Origin of the sequence: Aeromonas sp. ASNIH2 (assembly GCF_002934795.1) — a bacterium.
Classification (GTDB): Bacteria; Pseudomonadota; Gammaproteobacteria; order Enterobacterales; family Aeromonadaceae; genus Aeromonas; species Aeromonas caviae.
Genome location: NZ_CP026406.1, coordinates 4,469,600 through 4,490,323, shown reverse-complemented (window position 1 = coordinate 4,490,323; position 20,724 = coordinate 4,469,600). Strand labels below are relative to the sequence as shown.

Below are 20,724 nucleotides of genomic sequence, written 5' to 3'. Positions count from 1 at the left end.
TCCTGGCGTCAGTCTGCCCCTTGCTGTCTGTCCAGCGCCGCGATGAAGGCGCTCGCCAGGGCGTGGTCGGAGAAGGGATTCTGGCCTGTGATGAGCTCGCGATCGATCACAACGCCAGGCTGCCAGGGTGCCACGAACTGCATGCTGCCACCGGCCTGGGCCATGGCCTTCGCCGGGTAGTAGCGCAGCTTGTCGCCGCCAAGGGAGCCTTCAAACACCGCCTCTTCCTTGTCGGAGAAGATGGTCATCCTGTAACCGTCGTAGATCCACTCTATGGCGCCGTCCGCCTTGCCCGCAATGACCGACTGCTCGAACCCGGCCGGATCCGACTGCGCCGCCAGCAGCGCGATGGGGCCGTGGCAGATGGCGGCCGTGGGTTTGTGGTTGTCATGGAAGTGGCGAAGCAGGGTCCCCACCTCGGGATCCTTGGCAAGATCGATGAGGGGCGCATGGCCGCCGGGAATGAAGAGGCCGGCATAGCGCTCGGGACCGGATGCCAGCACCTCCCTCAGGGAGAGCACCTTGCCGGCGCCAAGCAGCCCCTCCACGACGGCGCCGATGCGCACCATCTCCTGCGGGTTGCCACCAAAGTACTGGGGATCGACGGAGTGTTTGTCGACAACGGGCCGGTTCCCTCTCGGGGTCACCGGGGTCAGGGTATAACCGGCCTCCAGCAGGGCGGCGGCAGGCACCCCCAGTTCATTCTGGTAGAAGCCTGTGGTCAGGCTCTTGCCCCCTTGCAGCGGCAGTTCGGTCTCGCTCGAGAGCAGCACCAGGATCTCGCCTTTCGGGGCGGCGCTGGCCGCAGCGGAGGTCGCCAGCAGCAGTGAGGCCAGCACGGCCTTGAGGGTGTTCTTCATCGTGATCTTCCTTTTGATGGCAGTGATCGATCGGGCGGCCACCGGGCCGCCCTCGAAGAGCAATTTACTGATTACACAAGGACGAATAAACTCACACTATTGAACTTTATTATTTACATGGATGAACATATGTCCCGTGCCTTCGACCCCGTCCAGCTCGGCACCATAGAGCTCTTTTGCAAGGCAGCCGAACTTGGCAGCTTTACCGCCACGGCTCAGGTACTGGGGGTAACGCCCGCCTCGGTGAGCCGCTCCATCCAGCGTCTCGAGGCCAGGCTCGGCGTCAAACTCTTCCATCGCACCACCCGCAGCGTTCGCCTCACCCATGACGGGGAGCTCTATCGGGAGCAGTGCCAGCAGGCGCTCGAGCAGATCGCCGAGGCCGAGCGGGCCATCACCGGTCGTCAGCGCCACCCCAGAGGAGTGCTGCGCATCAGCGTGGGCACCGTCTATGCCCACCACCGTCTGGTGCCCCTGCTGCCGGGCTTCATGGCGGCCTATCCCGAGGTCGAACTGGAGCTCAATGTCTCCAACAGGAACATCGACTTCGTGGAGGATGGTTACGATCTGGCCATCCGGCTGGGGGAGCCGCGCGATGGGCGGATCATCGCCCGCAAGCTGGAGGATGCCAGCCTCGGGGTCTTCTGCGCCCCCGATTATGCCGCCCGCCGCCCCGCGCCAACCTCCCTGGAGATACTGTCGCAACATGAGCTGATTCAGTTCATCACCCCGAGCACGGGTCGCCCCTTCCCCTGGCAGTTCGTGAACGAGCAGGGGGACCCTGTCGACCTTCATGTCCAGAGCAGACAGCGGGTGCTTGACGATGTGCTGGCGGGCCTGGGCTGGGCGGTGGCTGGGGGCGGTCTGTTCCAGATCTACCATTTCGTGGCGGCCGAGGCGCTGTTGCAAGGCAAGCTGGTCGAGGTGATGACCCCCTTTGCGGGGCGATCCCGCCCCTTCTACGCCCTCTATCCACAGCACCGTCACCTCTCTGCCCGGGTCCGGGCCTTCGTGGATTACCTGCTGGCAGCGGTGCACCCAGAGGGGTCGCCTGTGCCAGGGGAATGTCCCCCTCTTCGCTGACGAGGGCCCCTCATCTGCGTGCCTGCGCCCCCGATACCGGGGGCAAAAAGCAGGTGGCACTCTGGACACAATGGTTGCCTAATTAAATAAATATGCATAAAAATCAATACAGGCAGGGCTCGATATATGAACTCTTCTGCTGTTTGTATGAAGCATCGTGCTGCTGAAAATTTTCTGTGAGCCACCTCCCGCCGTTTAATTCAAGAGCCTATAACCTTGACCCGTACAATAAAAACCTGACGTGTTCCGGTTTATTTCACCATGCATCACAAAGGAGTGTCATATGTATAAAAAAGTGAAACTGGCGAGCATTATCAGCACCCTTATTCTCTCGGCCACTGCATATTCTGCAGAGATGACCGTGGGCTTCTCGCAAATTGGTTCTGAATCCGGGTGGCGAGCTGCAGAAACATCAGTCGCCAAGAGCGAAGCCCAAAAACGCGGCATCATCCTGAAAATTGCGGATGCCCAGCAGAAACAGGAGAACCAGATCAAGGCCATTCGCTCCTTTATTGCCCAGGGGGTGGATGCCATCTTTATTGCCCCCGTGGTACAGACTGGCTGGGAGCCGGTACTGCAGGAGGCGAAAGAGGCCGAGATCCCGGTCTTCCTGCTGGATCGCAATATCACGGTAAAAGATGACGGTCTCTTCATGACCGGGGTCGCCGCCGACAGCGTCCACGAAGGGGAAGTGGCAGCCCAGTGGCTCATCAAGCAGCAGGATGGCGAACCGTGCAACGTGGTGGAATTGCAGGGCACGGTGGGTGCCAGCGTGGCGCTGGATCGCAAGAAGGGCTTCCTCGACACCGTCTCGGCCGTGCCCACCATCAAGATCATCCGCACCCAGTCCGGCGACTTCACCCGCAGCAAAGGCAAGGAGGTGATGGAGAGCTTCATCAAGGCGGAAAATAGCGGCAAGAATATTTGCGCCGTCTACGCCCATAACGATGACATGGCCATCGGCGCCATCCAGGCCATTAAAGAGGCCGGGCTGAAACCGGGCAAGGATATCAAGATCATCTCCATCGATGGCGTGCCGGATATTTTCAAGGCGATGATCGCAGGCGAAGCCAATGCCTCGGTGGAGCTCACGCCGAATATGGCGGGACCGGCCTTCGATGCCCTGCTGGCCTATAAGAAAGATGGCACCCTGCCCCCCAAACATATCAAGACGGAGTCCAAACTGTTTGAGCCCGGGAGTGCCGAGGCGCAGCTCGAGCTGAAAAAAGACATGGGTTATTAATCCCGCTCCCCCGCCAGACTGTCACATAGCGCGCCATATAAGTGATTGAACTTGTATGGCGCGCTATATCGGAGAGCCAATGTTCATGTCAGAGAACACTCACGATGTCGTATTGAATGCCCGCGGAATATGCAAGGCGTTTCCCGGAGTACGAGCCCTGCATCAGGTGGACTTCTCCCTGCGCCGCGGAGAGATCATGGCGCTGCTCGGCGAGAACGGGGCCGGCAAGTCCACGTTGATCAAGACCCTCACCGGTGTCTATCAGCGAGACGCCGGCCGTATCGAACTCGATGGCGTCCCCATCTCCCCCACGGACACCGCCCATGCCCAGCATCTGGGGATAGGCACCGTCTATCAGGAGGTCAACCTGCTGCCGAACATGTCGGTGGCGGACAACCTCTTCATCGGCCACGAGCCCCGCCGTTTCGGCTTCATCGACCGGGGCGCCATGACCCGGCAGGCCAGCGCCATCATGGCCAGCCACGGCTTCGAGATGGATGTCACCCTGCCCCTCGACCACTACTCGGTCGCCATGCAGCAGATCGTGGCCATCGCCCGGGCGGTGTCCCTCTCCGCCAGGATCCTGATCCTGGACGAGCCCACCGCGAGCCTGGATGCCAGCGAAGTCCAGATGCTCTTCTCCCTCATGACGCGCCTGCGGGATCAGGGGGTGAGCCTCATCTTCATCACCCATTTTCTCGATCAGGTCTACGCCATCAGCGATCGCATCACAGTGCTGCGCAACGGCGAGCTGGTCGGCACCCGCGACACCCAGGCACTGCCACAACTGGAGCTGGTCAAGATGATGCTGGGACGCGAGCTGGACGACAATGCCCTCAAGCGGGCGGGCAAGACACTGCGCAGCAACCAGCCCATGGTGTCGTTCAGGGACTATGGCAAGCGGGGAGTCATCACCCCCTTCAGTCTCGACGTCATGCCCGGGGAGATAGTGGGCCTCGCCGGCCTGCTCGGGTCCGGTCGTACCGAGACCGCCGAGCTGATGTTCGGCATAGTGCCGAGCGACAGCGGCGAGTGCCGGGTGCGGGACAAACCGGTGACCATCCGCTCTGCACGCCAGGCGGCCGCCAACGGCTTTGGTTTCTGCCCGGAGGATCGCAAGAGCGCCGGCATCATCGCCTCGGCCTCGGTGCGGGAGAACATGGTGCTGGCCCTGCAAGCCCAGCGGGGCTGGTTGCATCCCCTGTCTCGCAAGGAACAGGACGAGATCACCGCTCGCCTCATCGAGCAGTTGGCCATCAAGACCCCAGGACCAGAGCAGCCCATCCAGTTTCTCTCCGGGGGCAACCAGCAAAAGGTGCTGCTCGCCCGCTGGCTGCTCACCAAACCCCAGTTCCTGATCCTGGACGAGCCTACCCGGGGCATCGACGTGGGGGCCCACGCCGAGATCATCCGCCTCATCGAATCCCTCTGCGCCAACGGGCTGGCCCTGCTGGTCATCTCCTCCGAGCTCGAGGAGCTGGTGGGCTATGCCGATCGGGTGATCGTCCTTCGTGACAGAAAACAGGTGGCAGAGCTTGCGACGGACGCCCTGAGCGTCCCTGCCATCATGAACGCCATTGCATGTGAGGCCTGATATGACGTCATCCATTCTCCCCCTCGCCAAGGGGTCGCGCGCCCGCAGGGAGTGGCCCACGGGCTCGGCCCAGTGCGCCGCCCTGGTGTGCGTGCTGCTCATCAATGCCCTGGTCGCCGACAACTTCTTCGCCATCCACATCCAGGATGGGCGGCTGTTTGGCAGCCTCATCGACATCCTCAACCGCTGTGCCCCGGTGGCCCTGCTCTCCCTTGGCATGACGCTGGTGATCGCCACTGGCGGCATCGACCTGTCGGTGGGCGCCGTCATGGCCATCAGCGGGGCCACCATGGCCAGCCTGGCCACCGGCGGTCACAGCCTGCCGGTCATCTTCGCCGCCGTCATCGGGGTGGGCCTTCTGTGCGGCCTGTGGAACGGTCTGCTGGTGGCGGTGTTCAAGATCCAGCCCATCGTCGCCACCCTGATCCTCATGGTGGCGGGCCGGGGAATCGCCCAGCTCATCACCGAGGGGCAGATCATCACCTTCAACAACGACGCCCTCGCCTGGATCGGCAGCGGCTCCCTCTTCTATCTGCCCACCCCGGTCATCATCACCCTGGGCATGGCGCTGCTGCTCTGGCTGCTGACCAAGCGCACCGCCCTCGGCCTCTTCATCGAAGCGGTGGGGATCAACATCAAGGCCGCCAAGAACGCCGGGCTCAACACCCCCATGGTTGTGATCGCCACCTACCTGTTGAGCGGCATGATGGCCGCCGTCGCCGGCATGATAGTCGCCGCCGACATCCGGGGTGCCGATGCCAACAACGCCGGGCTCTGGCTCGAGATGGACGCCATTCTGGCGGTGGTGATAGGGGGCACCTCCCTGATGGGGGGGCGCTTCAACCTCGCCCTCTCCCTGATCGGCATACTGATCATCCAGGGGGTGAACACCGGGATCCTGCTCTCCGGCTACCAGCCCCAGTGGAACCAGATCGTCAAAGCCCTGGTGGTACTGGCGGTGCTGGTCATGCAGTCACCGACCCTCAACCACCTCTTCCAGCGAGGGACTCGCCATGTTTAAACGCAACCTCCCCCTGATGGTGACCATCATGGTCTTCGTGCTGGGCTATCTGCTCTGCCTGGCCTCCTTCCCAGCCTTCATATCCACCCGCATCATCTGCAACATCCTGACGGACAACGCGTTTCTGGGAATTGTGGCGGTGGGCATGACCTTCGTCATCCTCTCGGGGGGCATCGATCTGTCGGTGGGGGCCGTCATCGCCTTCACCGGCGTGCTGCTGGCAACGCTCATCGGGAAGCTGGGCGTCAGCCCCGTGCTGGCCATCCCTCTGGTACTGGTGCTCGGAGCAGGCTTTGGCGCCCTCATGGGCTGGCTGATCGACACCCTGAAGATCCCCGCCTTCATCATCACCCTGGCGGGCATGTTCTTCCTGCGGGGGGCCAGTTTTCTCATCTCCGAGCAGTCCCTGCCCATCGATCATCCCACCTTCACCTACCTGTCGAGCCTGTCGTGGAAGATACCGGGGGGCGGTCGCCTGAGCCTGCTGGCCCTCATCATGCTGGCGGTGGTGGTCTTCGGCATCCTGCTCGCCAACCGCACCCGCTTTGGCAACAACGTTTACGCCATCGGCGGCAACGCCACCTCGGCGGCCCTGATGGGGATCTCGGTGCGCCACACCACCATTCGCATCTACCTGCTCTCCACCACCCTGGCGACCCTGGCAGGCATCGTGTTCGCGCTCTATACCTCGGCGGGCTATCCGCTCGCCGCCGTCGGGGTGGAGCTCGATGCCATCGCCGCCGTGGTCATTGGCGGCACCCTGCTGAGCGGCGGGGTGGGTACCGTCTTCGGCTCCCTGTTCGGGGTGCTGATCCAAGGGTTGATCCAGACCTACATCAACTTCGACGGCACCCTCAGCTCCTGGTGGACCAAGATCATCATCGGCCTGCTGCTGTTCAGCTTCATCGCCCTGCAGCGCCTGCTGATCCTGGTCTCGGAACACCGCAAGGCCAACAAGCCAGGTCCCTTCAAGCGCCAGGTTGCCGCCCAGCCCGAGTGAGGTATCAGCAAGACTCTGGTGGCAGAAGATAACGCGGGCAAGGCGCTCCCGTGCGCCCTCCCCGCCTGGCCATAGCAGGTCCGGCGCAGAGGATGGGGAGGCAGCGGGGGCGCTCACAGGGCCCGCCCCCAGCCTCCCGCACGCCCCTTTGAGGGGTGACACCGTCTTTGGAGGGCACTCAGGTCAATCGCGCCACCAGGGGCTGCCCTCATGGGGGCTCAGCACCTCCAGAGGCTCCCCCATGAGAGGCGTGGTCAGAGGTATCTGTTGCTCGGCAGCCAGTCGGGCAATCTGCTCAAGCGGGTCGTTCCAGCGGTGCATGGCCAGATCGAAGGTGCCGTTGTGCACCGGATAGAGCCATTTCCCCCCGAGATCGTGAAACGCCTGCGCCGTCTGCGCCGGGAGCATGTGCACCAGCTCCCAGCGCTTGTCGTAGGCCCCGGTCTCGAGGAAGGTCACGTCGAACGGACCGTAGCGCCTGCCAATCTCCTTGAAACCGTCGAAGTAGCCGCTGTCACCGCTGAAGAAGAGGTTGACCCCCTCGCCGCGAATGACCCAGGAGGCCCAGAGGGTCTGGTTGCCGTCCCCGAGGCCACGGCCGGAGAAATGCTGGGCCGGGGTCGCTACCAGGGTGACACCGCCCACCCGGGTCTGCTGCCACCAGTCCAGTTCGCGGATCTTCTCCTTCGCAATTCCCCAGGCCATGAGGCGCGCCCCCACCCCGAGGGGCGTGATGAAGTGGCCGACCTTCTCCTGCAGCGCCAGTATGGCCCCGTGATCGAGATGGTCGTAGTGATCATGGGAGAGGATCACCCCCTCGATGGGAGGCAGCGCCTCCAGGGTGATGGGCGGCTGATGCCAGCGCTTGGGGCCGAACCACTGCACCGGTGAGGCACGCTCGCTGAACACGGGATCCGTCAGCCAGAACGTGCCCTGCAACTTCAGCAGCAGAGTGGAGTGGCCGAGGCGCCACACGCTGTTGTCCGGCGCCGCGATGAGCCCCTCCCGGGTCATGACCTGTACCGGAATGGCGCGATCCGGCACCGTGCCCTCAGGCTTGGCGAACAGGAAGTCCCACCAGAGCCTGACCCCTTCCCAGAGGCTTCGCGCCTGGGGTGTCACGGCATTGTTGAACCGGCCCCCCTGATATTGCGAAGAGTCCGGGTGTTCGGGCAGACCCGGTTTGAGTAGAGATGCGATCATGCCAATCATCAGGGCTCCTTTGAGCAACCACAGAAAACGGCGCCCCTCAGGGGCGCGAAAAGAGGCTGACGGGTCTGCATTCATGACACGCCTGTCAGCCTGGTCTCTGGTGAGTCGGGAGCAACCCCTGCACGGGGCCGCACCTTCCATAAAACAGAACGGGAGAGTCGCACGGTATGAAACCGGTGCCCGGCGTCTTCAGCAACGGCAAGATAGCCTGCCCGGGCTCCCGCCACCAGAGGGGGTCGCGTTGCCGCGTGTCCCCGGCATGGTGTCGCGTCACGCACATGGCCTCACCTGCTCTGCCGGCGCCAAAACAAGGAGGCGTCAGATGGCGTACTGCAAGAGCTTGCAGTGCTGAAAGTCAGAAGATGGCTGGGCCATAGAGGCCACGGGAGGTGACTGAGGGAAAGCATGATCTCAAGGGGACAGTGCTGAAGATCAAGAGGAAGTTTGAGCCAGGCGCGGTCTGAAGCCTGATGAACGCCCATAGGGCACAGGCTCACCTTGCTGTAGAGCAAATAGCATGTGAAGAGAGCTGAAAATGCACTTTGAAGACTCCTGATTCATCCACATGAAGTGGATTACCAAGAGGTCTGAAGGGGGGTATTAGCTGTAACTTGTTGAATAGCAGAAACAGGTGGTGGCCCTACCAGCTTGCTTATCCCACTATAAGACGAACTTAGCGCCTTCAACATGGATAAAATCAACACGTTACAGAACAACTATACCATATTGTGTGCCAATTTTCAGGCTAAAACTGAGCCAACAAAGGCACCAAAAACAGCCTTTATAGTATCAATCGTTAGCTCTACCCCACGTTCATTAGCAAACTTGGTTAATCTTTGTGGCATTCCAACAGGTCTGAGAGTATCCAGTAGGTCATGCCCTGGCATTTTTAGTCGCGGGCCGAAAAGCCCCCAAGACCATTGATGACCAGCCCTGATGACTTGAAGCCCGTCTATGTAGCCTGATTCAATAAGAATTTCGAGATGTCCACATAAGTGGCCTTCAGCTTGGCGATATACCTCCTCAGCTTTGAGATTATCCTCGACTGAGAGATCATTGTTCCACTTCGGTTTCTCTGGTAGTGAGGCAAACAGATCCTCCTCATTCTCAATCTTGAGAAGAATATCCCTAATGACGTCCCAATCTCGCTTCATGCAACTCCCCTTGTAAAAGTGCCCCGCCGAAGCGGGACATAGTTCTTCACTTTTTGCTTTGAGACAGTACCTAGATTGGCCCCTTGAAGATCCAGACACTTCGCCCCTCTTAACTTAAGAGGTAGTCTTGGAGCTATGTTCAGTACTAGTCACAACGAGAAGATGGTCGAAGTGTTACCAGGGGCCGAGCGCCGTCGACGCCGGACTCCACAAGAAAAGATCGCCATCGTGCAGCAGACCTTTGAGCCCGGGATGACCGTCTCTCATGTTGCTCGCTTGCACGACGTCAACGCAAACCAGCTTTTCAAATGGCGTAAGCAATTCCAAGAAGGGTCTCTCACGGCGATCACCGCCGGTGAGGATGTTGTTCCTGCTTCCGAGTTGGCTGCTGCCATCAAGCAGATCCGAGAGCTTCAGCGTCTGCTCGGGAAGAAGACCATGGAGAACGAGATCCTCAAAGAAGCCGTGGAGTATGGTCGAGCAAAAAAATGGATTGCGCATGCGCCCTTGTTGCCGGGGGACGACGATTAAGTGCTGTGAGCCAGGCTCTTAATGTATCGCGTGCGCAGCTATCCGTTCGTGTTCATCGAAAACCGGGTTGGCAAGATGGTCGTCATCATCGCCAGCGTGATGATGCAGCCTTACTTGGCCGTATCATGGAGGCGATGGCAGAGCTTCCCTCCTATGGCTATCGCCGGGTCTGGGCGCTGTTACGGCGTCAGTCTGAGGCAACAGAACAACCTGTGGTAAACGCTAAGCGGGTATATCGCGTCATGCGCGAGCATGGCTTGCTGCTGGAAAGAAAACCAGCTGCACCATTGGCCCAGCAGGCACATAAGGGGCGTGTTGCCGTCAAGGAGAGCAATCGACGGTGGTGCTCAGATGGCTTCGAGTTTCGCTGCGATAACGGTGAAAAACTACGTGTCACGTTCGCCATGGATTGCTGCGATAGGGAAGCGTTGGACTGGGCGGCCAGTACTGGGGGTTACGATAGTGACACTGTGCAAGATGTCATGCTGAGGTCTGTCGAACGTCGCTTTGGGGATTCGTTGCCGGCATCACCGGTGGAGTGGCTGACTGATAATGGCTCGGCGTATCGAGCCCATGAGACCCGCGCGTTTGCACGAGAAATCGGGTTGGAGCCCAGAACGACAGCAGTGAGAAGCCCACAGAGTAACGGTATAGCGGAAAGCTTCGTGAAGACGATGAAGCGAGACTATATCGAGATGATGCCAAAACCGGATAGCCGAACAGCGGTAGGCAATTTGGCTATCGCGTTTGAGCATTATAACGAGCACCACCCGCACAGCGCCTTGGGATACCGTTCACCACGGGAATTTCTGCGCAGTCGGGTATCACAACCCTAAGCGGGAAAAAGTGTCTGGACCTATGGGGTCAAATCCAGTACCGAACCTGCAAGGGTCTTAGTCAGATCACTGTACTTATCACTTTCAAGTACCTTCGCTGCCTTTGTCTCCATAGTAGAACCCGTATCTTTGCGAGTCCCTGTCTGAGACAACGCAGACCCAGCAAGCTGTTTCTGAACCTTTGACGCATTGGGATCACGCAAGACACTAGCGGCCAATGAACCTACATCAGGAGAAGTTTTCTTAGTCATGTTTAAACCCTCAAAAATGCCAGATTAACCACTACATATTGTGCCAATAATCGACACAGGCACAACATATAGCATGCGGATACATTTGGCAAACGTTTTGATGGTGGTTTTATCATCAGCACTATCACACCCCTGCAAGCCTTACGTGGTGCGACTTGAGCCAACAATGGCTAAGCAAGGTCAATTTATGTGGTGTTAGACAATATCCACTTTTCAACCCCCTAATGGTTTCACAAGTTACAAAAGTCCCCTCTCACAGGGGAATTGACGTGCCACACGTAATCTACAGACGTGCTACAAAACCGAATAGTTATTGAATGAACAATATGGTTGTGCCCTACAACTTTATGAGGTGTTCACTTGTTAGAGATAACAAAAAGGAGCAAGGACATTGCTGGATGTGTAGTGGCTCATTGAGCCACCCTGATTGCACTGTGTCACACATAGACAGACAAACAGCAATAACTGCATATTCCGGCTGATCATGAACACCGATTCCGGTTCAACGTGAACACCATTTCCGGACCAATGTGAACGCTCATTCCGGTTCAACCTGAACACTTTGCCCCTCCTTTCCGGAAACAGTGTTCAACATCCCGGAATCACTGTTCACATTCACCGGAATCATCCTTAACGCATTGATTTAACAACCTTTGATACGCTCTCCCTTTTGCCAGGGAAGAGCCTATGTCTGCCAAGAGGATTGCAATGCGTAAAATTCGTGAAGTGCTGCGACTGCGGCTGGAGGCTGACCTCTCTGTTCGCCAGATAAGTTGCTGCACCAAGGTCAGCGTTGGCTCCATCCAGAAACTCCTCAAAAGTGCCCAGGCGCTCGGCCTGACCTGGCCCTTGCCCACCGAGCTTGATGATGCCCGACTGGCTGCCCTGTTCTATCCGCAGGCCGATACCACCATCTCGGCCCGCCATGTCGTGCCGGATTGGCCCTCTGTCCATCAGGAGCTCAAGCGCAAGGGGGTCTCCAAACAACTGCTCTGGGAGGAATACACCCAGCGCTATCCCAATAGCTGTTACAGCTACTCCCAGTTCTGCGACCGTTACAAGTCCTGGTGTCAGTTGCAAAAACGCTCCATGCGCCAGATCCACAAGGCGGGGGAAAAGCTCTTTATCGACTACTGCGGGCCCACGGTGCCCATCGTCTCGCCCTCCACGAGTGAGATCCGTCAGGCCCAGATCTTTGTCGCCGTGCTTGGTGCGTCCAACTACACCTTTGCCGAGGCCACCTGGTCACAGTCACTGCCGGACTGGCTGCAAAGCCATGTCCGTGCCTTTGAGTTTTTCGGCGGGACCCCGGCACTCCTGATCCCCGACAATCTCAAGAGCGGTGTCAGCAAGGCTTGCCGTTACGATCCCGAGCTAAACCCCAGCTACCAGCAGTTGGCCGAGCACTATCAGGTGGCAGTGATGCCAGCTCGCCCTTATAAGCCTAAGGATAAAGCCAAGGCTGAAGTGGGAGTGCAGATCGTCGAGCGCTGGATCCTGGCTCGTCTACGCCATCAGACCTTCTTCTCGCTTGCCGAACTCAACCAGTGCATCCGGGCTTTGTTGAATGAGCTCAACGAGCGCCCGTTCAAGCAGCTGCCCGGTAACCGACGCGAGGCGTTTGAGCAGTTGGACCGCCCGGCACTGGGGTCACTACCGGTGCATCCCTATCGCTATGTCGCCATCAAAACGGTCAAGGTCAACATCGACTATCACGTCAGCTATGAGCAGCACCATTACTCGGTGCCGCACCAGTATGTGGGTCAGCAACTGGAGCTCCATGCGGGCGATACCCTGCTTCAGGTCTATCACCAGCAACAGCTGGTCGCGAGCCATCCACGTAAAACCATCCCGGGGATGAGCACGCTCCCTGAGCACATGCCGGAACGTCACAGCAAGCAGCAACGCTGGACGCCAGGGCGTCTTAAGCAGTGGGCTGCTGACATCGGACCGGGCACCTTGTGCTGGGTTAGCGAACGGCTGGAAGAAAAAGCCCATGCCGAGCAGGCATACCGACTCTGCCTGGGTCTACTGAGTCTTAGTCGAGAGTATCCGCCATCACGGGTCGAGGCTTGCTGCCAGTTGGCTAACCGGGAAGGACTGGTGCGGCTCAAGCAGCTCAAGTCGGTGCTGACCAGTGGCCGCGACCAACTGCCCGCAAGCCCGCTGAGCTACCCAGAGTTACCGCAAGAGCACGAGAACATCCGTGGCCCCCAGAGCTTCCACTAAAGAGGATACGCCCCATGACCCAACAAACCCTGACCCGCCTGAGAAACCTGAAACTGACCGGCATGGCGGATGCCGTGCAACAACAACTTGAACAGGCGAGTACCTACGAAGGGCTGCCCTTCATCGAGCGGCTAAGCCTGCTGGTCGAACACGAACAACTGAGCAGGGAGCAGCGTAAGCAAGCTCGGCTGGTCAAGCAGGCAAGGCTCAAACTCCAGGCCACGGTGCAGGAGCTGGACTACCAGTCAGCACGCAACCTAGAGCGGTCACAGGTAGCAAACCTGGCCCAAGGAGAGTGGCTGCGCCGGGGCCAGAACCTGCTCATTACCGGCCCCTGTGGCTGTGGAAAAACCTACCTGGCTTGTGCGCTGGGCTACCAAGCCTGTCAGCAAGGGCATAGCACTCGTTACTACCGGCTGCCGCGTCTGCTACTTGAGCTGAGCCAGGCCAAGGTAGATGGCAGTTACGCCAGGCTGCTGGGTCAACTGGCAAGGATAGAGCTGTTGATCCTGGATGACTGGGGACTAGAAGCGGTGAATGCCGAGCAGCGCAACGCCCTGCTGGAGATCATGGATGATCGGTACGGGAAATACTCGACGGTAGTGGTCAGTCAGCTGCCAACGGAAGAGTGGTACGCGAGCTTGGGGGACAACACTCTGGCAGATGCGATCCTGGACCGGCTGATGCACAACGCTCACCGGCTGTCACTGAAGGGAGAATCGATGAGAAAGAGGAGAAGTGAGTTGACCCAATCTGAACACTCGAGTTAGAAACGGGGTGACGTGAGCGCGTTAAGGATCAGGGTGTTCACGTTGGCCGGAATGGCTGTTCAACTTCGCCGGAATACGCAATAACAACAATGGTTTACAGTATGTTTAGTGGCACACATTGATTGATAGATGGATCATGCAGGAGAAGAAGCAGGACAGAACAGGCCAAAAGCCCTGTATTACTGTTGATTGTGGATAACACTGATGGCTGTTGATACGTTTAGTTAGGGTCACTATTGCATAATTTAATGATTATCTATGCTCTGATATTTCAAAGTCATTCGAGCAAATTGTTTTGGGGAGGGTTCCATTGTCAAATAGATAAAATCAATAGCCAATTGACAACTAAAGTTGTCCGAGGCCCTTGTGGCCTCAATAAATGAATTAAATCTTTTTTTCGGTATATACATGGCCTTACAGAGGGCATATTTAACCTAAAATAATAAATTGGTGTGGTATCAGAAGGATATTTATTGCTACAACCATATTTGGTTCAAGCCTTATACATCAAGGGTTGCAGAGGGGTTGGGGGTGTATTGTGTAAATATGGTATTGTGCTAAACCAACACAAATAGACTCAATTGAAAATTTTATAATAAATCGAATTTAATTGATAATATTGGCTTTTTAAAAGTTTTAATAGACATAAACCATAATAATAAAAAGCCATCCAAGCGAATGGCTCTAACACAAAAACCTAGCGACATCACCGCATGAAACTGTAGTGTTGGCTATTTTGAATTACCATGGCGTTATATTTCTCAAGCGCAGAAATATAATTTAAAAACAATGTGTCTTTAGGGAAAAGTTTAGTCTCTGATTCAAGACTCAAAGTAAACATAGGCTGATACTCTGATTCGTAAAATATATTTGATGTCAGTTTTAGTTCCATGTCCTTCGTAAAGGATAATTTTTCCAAAGTTAATTTTTTATTTTCATCCGTTATGGATTTGTTTTCCTTGTCAATCATCCCCTGAACTTTTTCTTTTACTAAAGAAACGATATCAGATGTAGCCCCCTCGACTTGGAAAAATGTTTCTCCATCAGAAACTACAGTAAAAATAACAGTTGTTCGTTCTGAGTTCACTTGTCCCAACCGTACAAATCCCTTACTTGTTCCAAGAACATTTGTACTTTGTATTAATGAATTTATGTCTTTAGCATTCAGTATTACTGAGGCTAACACTATGCATCCACCTATAACATAACTCGATCTCATAAATCCCCCTATAAAAGTGATACAATAATATCATTGCTCCAAAAGGTGTCAATTGGGTTTAAAAGTAAAAGGCCACCTTTCGGCAGCCTTTAAGAGAGATTTTGTTACTGATTATTTTTCGTATTTATATCTGAACTGGCCTCGTGTTAAGCCGAGAAGTTTAGCTAGAGCTGACAGACTTAGAACATTCTTTATGTCATCTAACCGTGTGGTTTTCTGCCTTACTTCCCAACCCGTTGGACCCAACTCTTCAATTGTGACTCTTATCATCCTGACCTCACATAAAATTTAGATAGATAAGGGAGGCCAGCAACTCCCTATTTATTAATGACCATTGTTACTTTAGCCATAAAGGCACATAGACTTAGCTCTCAATTATCACTAACCCACATACTATAAATTATCCATAGTACTAGAGGTGGCAAGATAAAACCGAATATCTTAAAGATGCCTAACCACAACCATATACAGAATAAAATTGTAGTGACATAAAGGGAAAGCTTAAATAAAAGCAATAACCCTCCCTTTAAATTTTGTTAGTGAATAAGGCCTTGTTGCTCAAATCGGGGAACTATCTGTCATCTCGGTGATCTGATCCTGTAGCGCAGTCTCCGAGAGCATCAGATGGGCAAGTCCAAGCACAAGATCAGCAACTGGCAGCAGTACAACCAAGCCTTGGTGCAACGCGGTTCGTTGACCATCTGGATGGACGAACAAGCCATTAAGCAGTGGCATTGCCTGGTCCACCATGGCCGCCGAGGGAGAGGTTTCCACTACAGTGACACCGCCATTGAGACGGCCCTGATGCTAAAAGGCTTGTTCAAGTTGCCGCTGCGGGCGCTAGAAGGCTTCATTAACTCGTTGTTCCAACTGATGGCGGTGCCTTTGCAGTCGCCGGACTATAGCTGTATCAGCAAGCGCGCCAAGACCGTCGACATCAAGTACCGCGTCCCCAGCCAAGGCCCGGTGGCTCACTTGGTCATTGATGCCACCGGCCTCAAGGTCTATGGCGAAGGCGAATGGAAAATTCGCAAACACGGCAAGGAGAAGCGACGAGTGTGGCGCAAGCTCCACTTGGCGGTGGATGCCACAACCCATGCGGTCATCGCTGCCGAAGTCAGCCTGGAGACGGTGGCGGATAACGAGGTGTTACCGACGTTGCTCAACCCCTTACGACGCAAGATAAAACAGGTCAGCGCCGATGGTGCGTATGACACCAAGGCCTGTCATGCGCTACTGAAGAAGAAGGGGGCGAAAGCCACCATACCGCCGAGAAAAAATGCGGCACCGTGGGAGGAAGGCCATCCCCGCAACGAGGCGGTGACGGCGCTCAAGGCCGGTGAACTGAAGCAATGGAAGAAAGACTCCGGCTATCACCAGCGCTCGATAGCCGAGACCGCCATGTACCGGTTCAAGCAACTCATCGGGCCAACGCTGAGCCTGCGGAACTACAACGCCCAGGTGGGCGAAATCCTGGCTGGCGTGAAGGTGATGAACAAGCTGATAGGGCTTGGTATGCCTGTTCGCCAGCCAGTGAATTGAGTGGTATCAACGGGTTGGGGAACGGCCATCCAGCGACGGATTTGATCAACAACGCCAGTGAATAATAGAACCAATTGTGCCGACTGCACAGAGGGCTTTACGCCCTCAATAACCATGCAGATATCAATAGATATTAGGCTGCGTTCTCGGAGTGAACAATAACAGAAGGCAGCGCATTGATTGCGAGAGCACACCATTCGGTAATAGCAAATAGATCACCAAACTTACTATCCTTGATTTGATAGTGATGAACTGGTGCGCCACTGGATTGTGCTGCCAGTTCTTGATGTTTGGATACTGGGCCACAATGCCACTTAAAAACACCAGAGCCTTTAAATAGCAATGGAAGGAATACCGCCTTGTTAGCTGCAATGCCAATATCTGCATCATCGACCATAATAAATGTGACGTTATTATAGAAGAATGTTTGAATGCTTGGATACTCGTTCTTATAGTCAATCAGGTTTTCAATGTTGTATGCGCTTTGACCCTGAGAATATTTGAAAGTGTCACGTACAGACTGATTGCTCTTAACCGCTCGGAAGTATTCAGGAGAGCACAGGGCAACAAAACCTTTCAGATAATCAACCTTGCTACCAAGATTTTTGCGAATGGTTGTTTGAATACTATCAAGTTCAATGTCTACAAGAGTAGCAGCATTGTTTAGATCAATGTTTTTAGTAACAGCAGCAGAACCAAACTCATCGGCCATTACAATATTTTGTTGAGAACCATGTTTGTTAAATTGCAGACCACGAACAATACAATCAGCAAGCTGTTTATTCATAGTGCGATCATATTTCTTGCGTTGCTCAAAAAGAAGGTCACCCACCACATCGACAGCAGTCATGGCCGCGTCTTTGCTTCCTGGCTTACGAAGACCTTTCCAATCTTGCGTAGTAACAGCATCTTCAAGGGCATAGCCAATCAGCTCGTACTGCATGTTTGATGCTTTTGGCTTGATGGTGCCGCCGAATTCACGGGCATTGATTGCTACTTGTTCCGCTAGGTCTTGATCGCCAGAAACCAGATAATCAAAGTTGACCTTAAATTCACTGGTGGGGGCAACATCGAAGATGCCAAGAGACAGCATCAGACGATTCAGAGGGAAGGCATGTTGTTCAAACGCTTCGGTATAACTAACGTAATTAAAATCCATTGTGTTCCTCGTTATTATTGTTAATTGAGCCATGGGGCTCGGTGCTTTGCACTATTTGTTATTTAGAGAATTGAATAAAGGGATCAGCTTCAATCAGTTCAATAGCTTTGGTGACACCTGCCCCACTGGCAGCAGTCAGGGAGTTTTTAAAGAGAATTACGTGCTTATTGAATACGACCACAGTCTTAGAGCCCTTTAGGGTCAGATCTGCAACTACAGCAACCTCTGTTGCAGTGCCAGTAAGCAAAGCACCTGTTACAGGGTCGATACAGTCGCCTGCTTTAAGATCAGCAGTCAGTGCACTGGGGAGTTCAATGGTTTTGACAGCAAACTGACCATCAATGCAGTATTGCATAACATCAGTGCGGGTTTTCTGTTGTGTTCCGAGTTTCATTGTTATTCCTTATTAAAATTGATAAGTGACTCGATAAAATTATCTTCACCTGATTTCTTGCAAAATAGATAAAGATCTAAAAGAACGTCAGGGTTTGTCAGCGTCTTACAGAATGCTTCAAACTCTTTGGCTTCATTGTCTGATTTAACCAAGCTAACAAGACTTTTAGACTTGAGCATCAAGGGCTCGTGGCGGTTATTAGCTGAGGGGTTAGAATCAAGACAAACAGCAAGGTGCGGGCTTTTCTTTGTAATCTCTGGTTTAACAGAGTTATTGTTGCTTTGAATGCCCTGAGATTTTCTCTCAGTCTCCATAGCTTCAATTATTTTATTTTTATTCATTTTTGATTCCTGAATTATTAAAATAAATACGTGTGCTAAACCCTTGTTTATCAAGGATTCAGCCAGATATTAAATTTAGTTACATATTTAATTGATAATTAATTGTTGAAATTAGCCAACATTGGTTGTTAGCAAATAAAAATAAAGCCGAGGTTTTACGCTCGGCCTTACAGAGGCTAATTAACTTAAATCGCAACTCGCAATCACAAAAAAAGTAATTAGTTTTATCGGAGGAACAAAGGGACTCAATCTCTATTCTTCTTTAAATATTCTAAAATAAAACATTTAAAGAAACATAGTGACTATCTTGCTGAAGGATAGCCACATGTTAATTGTTCGGAGTTATAAACTATGAATCGTCAGAGGTCTTTTAAATGCAACTAAAAAAGGCTTTTCGATATTCAACTTTATATAGGTATATTATCATAAAAACATAAATTATTCAATGGTTAGCAACCATATATGGCTTATTAATTATGATGCACCTATTTATTCCGCAATTAAATTTATAGTCTGCTGCATATTATTATCGATTCGGTAGTCAACAAACTTACTAAAGCCTTGCTCGTTTACTTCTGCATTGATTTTTAAATCTAACTTACCGGAAAAACTAGAAGGAAGGTTACCACCACCATTAAAGCTTGAACCCCGAGCATTGAAAGAGATAGCACTCTGCGGAATTGTTGGTTGTGGGATCTTCAGAGCCTGCTGGAGGGCAAATTGTTCTGCTTGCCTTGCTGCCGCATTGGGGTCTAAACCACTGTTCAATAGCTCTTTTTCCTTCTGCACATAAATCTTCCCATACTTTTCAGCATCATAATTTTTGCGTTGGGATTCAGGTACAGATGTAGATTGTTTGTTGGAAACAAAACGATCAGGTAAGACGTCATTAATGAATGCAGCTAATGATTTAAGCGCCTGCAAAAACTCAGAGACACTTAATTTCATATCTTTAAAATAGGTTTTAATATCTTCCGCTGTCAGCTCTTGAAGCCACTTAGAAAGATCTTCAAAACCCTGCTTGCTCAACTCACCAACAATACTATAGAGATTTCCAAAAATCTCTCCAATTTTTGAGGCATTTGATTCTAATAGTTCTGCCCAATCTGAAACAATTTTAGCCCCTGCTTGCATAGCAGATTTAAACCCTGATGATTCAAAGATTCTATAAATAGCGATACTTAGCTCATTTCCAACTCGTGCATCCTGAGCCATAGTTGAAGATTTGAATTTGGCTGACATACCCGCATATTTATTGCTATTAGCATTAAGGAATTTGAACCAAGTATCTTTCAGTGAGTATTTGCCGTTAGTTAAGCCGCCGAGAAATTGTTTCTGGGTTACATTCATTTCTTTTTGGACATACTGCAATAAATCAGCGCGCAATTGCGGAGCCCAGGCAAAAGCCTCTTTAAATGAATCCAGTGTGCCTTGGTCAAGGGCTTGGGTTAGCTGTTGTTGGAACCCTGCGGCTCGCTCACCACCAATCCCATAAGATTGCATTGCGTTCTGTGTTTGCTGGAATTTAGTGATTGCATCATCAATTGAAATACCTAGCGGTTTCATGAGGCTGACAAATTCAATAAGATTGTTGCCAAGATTCAAGATCCCAACACCATTATCATCTGCCATATTGCGCATTTTTGTAGATATTTCTTGCGCTCTATCCCCAAAGGTATTTTGAAGAGAGATGATCAAACCTTCAAAGCTCTGTCCTTGTTGCTTTATTTTATCAAACTGGTTCTGTGCAACGAATCCACCGCCGACGATCCCAGCAGCCGCACCAGCTACGCCGAGGCGGGTCACTGCACCTAGGCCCCTGCTAACCCCTTTGATCGCGCCCATGCTTCGACTGTGCTTGTTGTACTGGCCTGCGGCGCTATTAAGTTGCTTATATTGTTTTACAAGAGACCCAATGCTGGCGGCTCGTTCTTTTGCGCTGATCGTACCCTGAAGAAATTGAGCATTAGTTTTTTGCAGCTGTTGTCGAAACTGCAATGATTGTTTAATAGCCTGTGCATGCCGAATGTTGTCGGCTCGTAAAGTCTCTTTCTTTGATTTCTGTTGGCGGATTAGTGCTAGCTCTGTCCGCTTATGGGCTTTCTGCTCTGTTCCTGCCGCCCTTCGTCCTGCCTGCACGGCCTTATCATACTGCGAGGTAACTTTACCCCACATGCCCGCCATTTTTTTAATACGCTGTACTGATTTCTTATAATTTGACTCGTGAATTTTGAAATCAATAACGTTTGTGATTTTTGAAACTAGAATTTCTGACGACATTGTTC

General features: G+C 53.4%; 17 protein-coding genes. 9 read left to right on the top strand and 8 right to left on the bottom strand.

Annotation, left to right across the window (positions count from 1 at the left end; genetic code table 11):
- Nucleotides 1-8: 8 nt before the first annotated feature.
- The gene (locus tag C3F36_RS21340) at nucleotides 9-860 is read right to left on the bottom strand and encodes a type 1 glutamine amidotransferase domain-containing protein (RefSeq protein ID WP_103858139.1); all 852 of its coding nucleotides are present in this window, start codon (nucleotides 858-860) and stop codon (nucleotides 9-11) included.
- Nucleotides 861-989: 129 nt separating this feature from the next.
- Between C3F36_RS21340 and C3F36_RS21335 the strand changes: the two genes are divergently transcribed.
- From C3F36_RS21335 to yjfF, 5 genes are all read left to right on the top strand, one after another.
- On the top strand, nucleotides 990-1,943 hold the full coding sequence (locus C3F36_RS21335) for a LysR family transcriptional regulator (RefSeq protein ID WP_104455879.1): 954 nt from the start codon (nucleotides 990-992) through the stop codon (nucleotides 1,941-1,943).
- 283 nt (nucleotides 1,944-2,226) lie between these two features.
- Nucleotides 2,227-3,186 (top strand): galactofuranose ABC transporter, galactofuranose-binding protein YtfQ, encoded by a 960-nt coding sequence (ytfQ, locus tag C3F36_RS21330; RefSeq protein ID WP_104455878.1) that lies wholly within the window; start codon nucleotides 2,227-2,229, stop codon nucleotides 3,184-3,186.
- 85 nt (nucleotides 3,187-3,271) lie between these two features.
- Nucleotides 3,272-4,780 (top strand): galactofuranose ABC transporter, ATP-binding protein YtfR, encoded by a 1,509-nt coding sequence (ytfR, locus tag C3F36_RS21325; RefSeq protein ID WP_104456107.1) that lies wholly within the window; start codon nucleotides 3,272-3,274, stop codon nucleotides 4,778-4,780.
- A 1-nt stretch (nucleotide 4,781) separates the two neighbouring features.
- Nucleotides 4,782-5,801 carry a galactofuranose ABC transporter, ATP-binding protein YtfT gene (gene ytfT / locus C3F36_RS21320; protein WP_104455877.1) on the top strand — a complete coding sequence of 340 codons (1,020 nt, stop codon included), beginning with the start codon at nucleotides 4,782-4,784 and terminating at the stop codon, nucleotides 5,799-5,801.
- Nucleotides 5,794-6,801 (top strand): galactofuranose ABC transporter, permease protein YjfF, encoded by a 1,008-nt coding sequence (gene yjfF / locus C3F36_RS21315; protein WP_104455876.1) that lies wholly within the window; start codon nucleotides 5,794-5,796, stop codon nucleotides 6,799-6,801. Before ytfT ends, yjfF begins: the two co-directional genes overlap by 8 nt.
- A 183-nt stretch (nucleotides 6,802-6,984) precedes the next feature.
- Here the strand turns inward: yjfF and C3F36_RS21310 are convergent, their stop codons facing one another.
- Together C3F36_RS21310 and C3F36_RS21305 are read right to left on the bottom strand one after the other, a co-directional pair.
- Nucleotides 6,985-8,004, bottom strand: a complete 1,020-nt coding sequence (locus tag C3F36_RS21310) for an MBL fold metallo-hydrolase (RefSeq protein WP_233759683.1) — start codon at nucleotides 8,002-8,004, stop codon at nucleotides 6,985-6,987.
- Between the two features lie 749 nt (nucleotides 8,005-8,753).
- Nucleotides 8,754-9,167: a DUF2513 domain-containing protein gene (locus tag C3F36_RS21305; protein WP_059169857.1), complete on the bottom strand. Its 414-nt coding sequence runs from the start codon at nucleotides 9,165-9,167 to the stop codon at nucleotides 8,754-8,756.
- A 162-nt stretch (nucleotides 9,168-9,329) separates the two neighbouring features.
- On the opposite strand from C3F36_RS21305, the gene C3F36_RS21300 reads away from it, so the two are divergent.
- From C3F36_RS21300 to istB, 3 genes are all read left to right on the top strand, one after another.
- A protein-coding gene (locus C3F36_RS21300; protein ID WP_104456028.1) for an IS3 family transposase occupies nucleotides 9,330-10,534 on the top strand; the annotation gives its coding sequence in 2 pieces (ribosomal slippage) (nucleotides 9,330-9,648 and nucleotides 9,648-10,534; 1,206 coding nt in all).
- Nucleotides 10,535-11,472: 938 nt separating this feature from the next.
- Entirely contained in the window at nucleotides 11,473-13,014 is a 1,542-nt protein-coding gene (gene istA, locus C3F36_RS21290; protein ID WP_104454439.1) for an IS21-like element ISAs29 family transposase, read from the top strand.
- Between the two features lie 14 nt (nucleotides 13,015-13,028).
- Complete coding sequence (gene istB / locus C3F36_RS21285) at nucleotides 13,029-13,784, top strand: IS21-like element ISAs29 family helper ATPase IstB (protein ID WP_104454438.1); 756 nt, start codon at nucleotides 13,029-13,031, stop codon at nucleotides 13,782-13,784.
- 706 nt (nucleotides 13,785-14,490) lie between these two features.
- Here istB and C3F36_RS23470 read toward each other — a convergent pair.
- A complete protein-coding gene (locus C3F36_RS23470) occupies nucleotides 14,491-14,970 on the bottom strand; it encodes a hypothetical protein (RefSeq protein ID WP_158656179.1) in 480 nt (159 codons plus the stop codon).
- Nucleotides 14,971-15,627: 657 nt separating this feature from the next.
- Between C3F36_RS23470 and C3F36_RS21275 the strand changes: the two genes are divergently transcribed.
- Nucleotides 15,628-16,545 carry an IS5 family transposase gene (locus C3F36_RS21275; RefSeq protein WP_104454370.1) on the top strand — a complete coding sequence of 306 codons (918 nt, stop codon included), beginning with the start codon at nucleotides 15,628-15,630 and terminating at the stop codon, nucleotides 16,543-16,545.
- A gap of 133 nt (nucleotides 16,546-16,678) precedes the next feature.
- Here the strand turns inward: C3F36_RS21275 and C3F36_RS21270 are convergent, their stop codons facing one another.
- From C3F36_RS21270 to C3F36_RS21255, 4 genes are all read right to left on the bottom strand, one after another.
- Nucleotides 16,679-17,704: a major capsid protein gene (locus C3F36_RS21270; protein WP_021141106.1), complete on the bottom strand. Its 1,026-nt coding sequence runs from the start codon at nucleotides 17,702-17,704 to the stop codon at nucleotides 16,679-16,681.
- 58 nt (nucleotides 17,705-17,762) lie between these two features.
- A complete protein-coding gene (locus C3F36_RS21265) occupies nucleotides 17,763-18,098 on the bottom strand; it encodes a hypothetical protein (protein WP_104455872.1) in 336 nt (111 codons plus the stop codon).
- Nucleotides 18,099-18,100: 2 nt separating this feature from the next.
- The gene (locus C3F36_RS21260) at nucleotides 18,101-18,439 is read right to left on the bottom strand and encodes a hypothetical protein (protein ID WP_104455871.1); all 339 of its coding nucleotides are present in this window, start codon (nucleotides 18,437-18,439) and stop codon (nucleotides 18,101-18,103) included.
- Nucleotides 18,440-18,928: 489 nt separating this feature from the next.
- Nucleotides 18,929-20,719, bottom strand: a complete 1,791-nt coding sequence (locus tag C3F36_RS21255) for a hypothetical protein (RefSeq protein ID WP_104455870.1) — start codon at nucleotides 20,717-20,719, stop codon at nucleotides 18,929-18,931.
- Nucleotides 20,720-20,724: the final 5 nt, after the last annotated feature.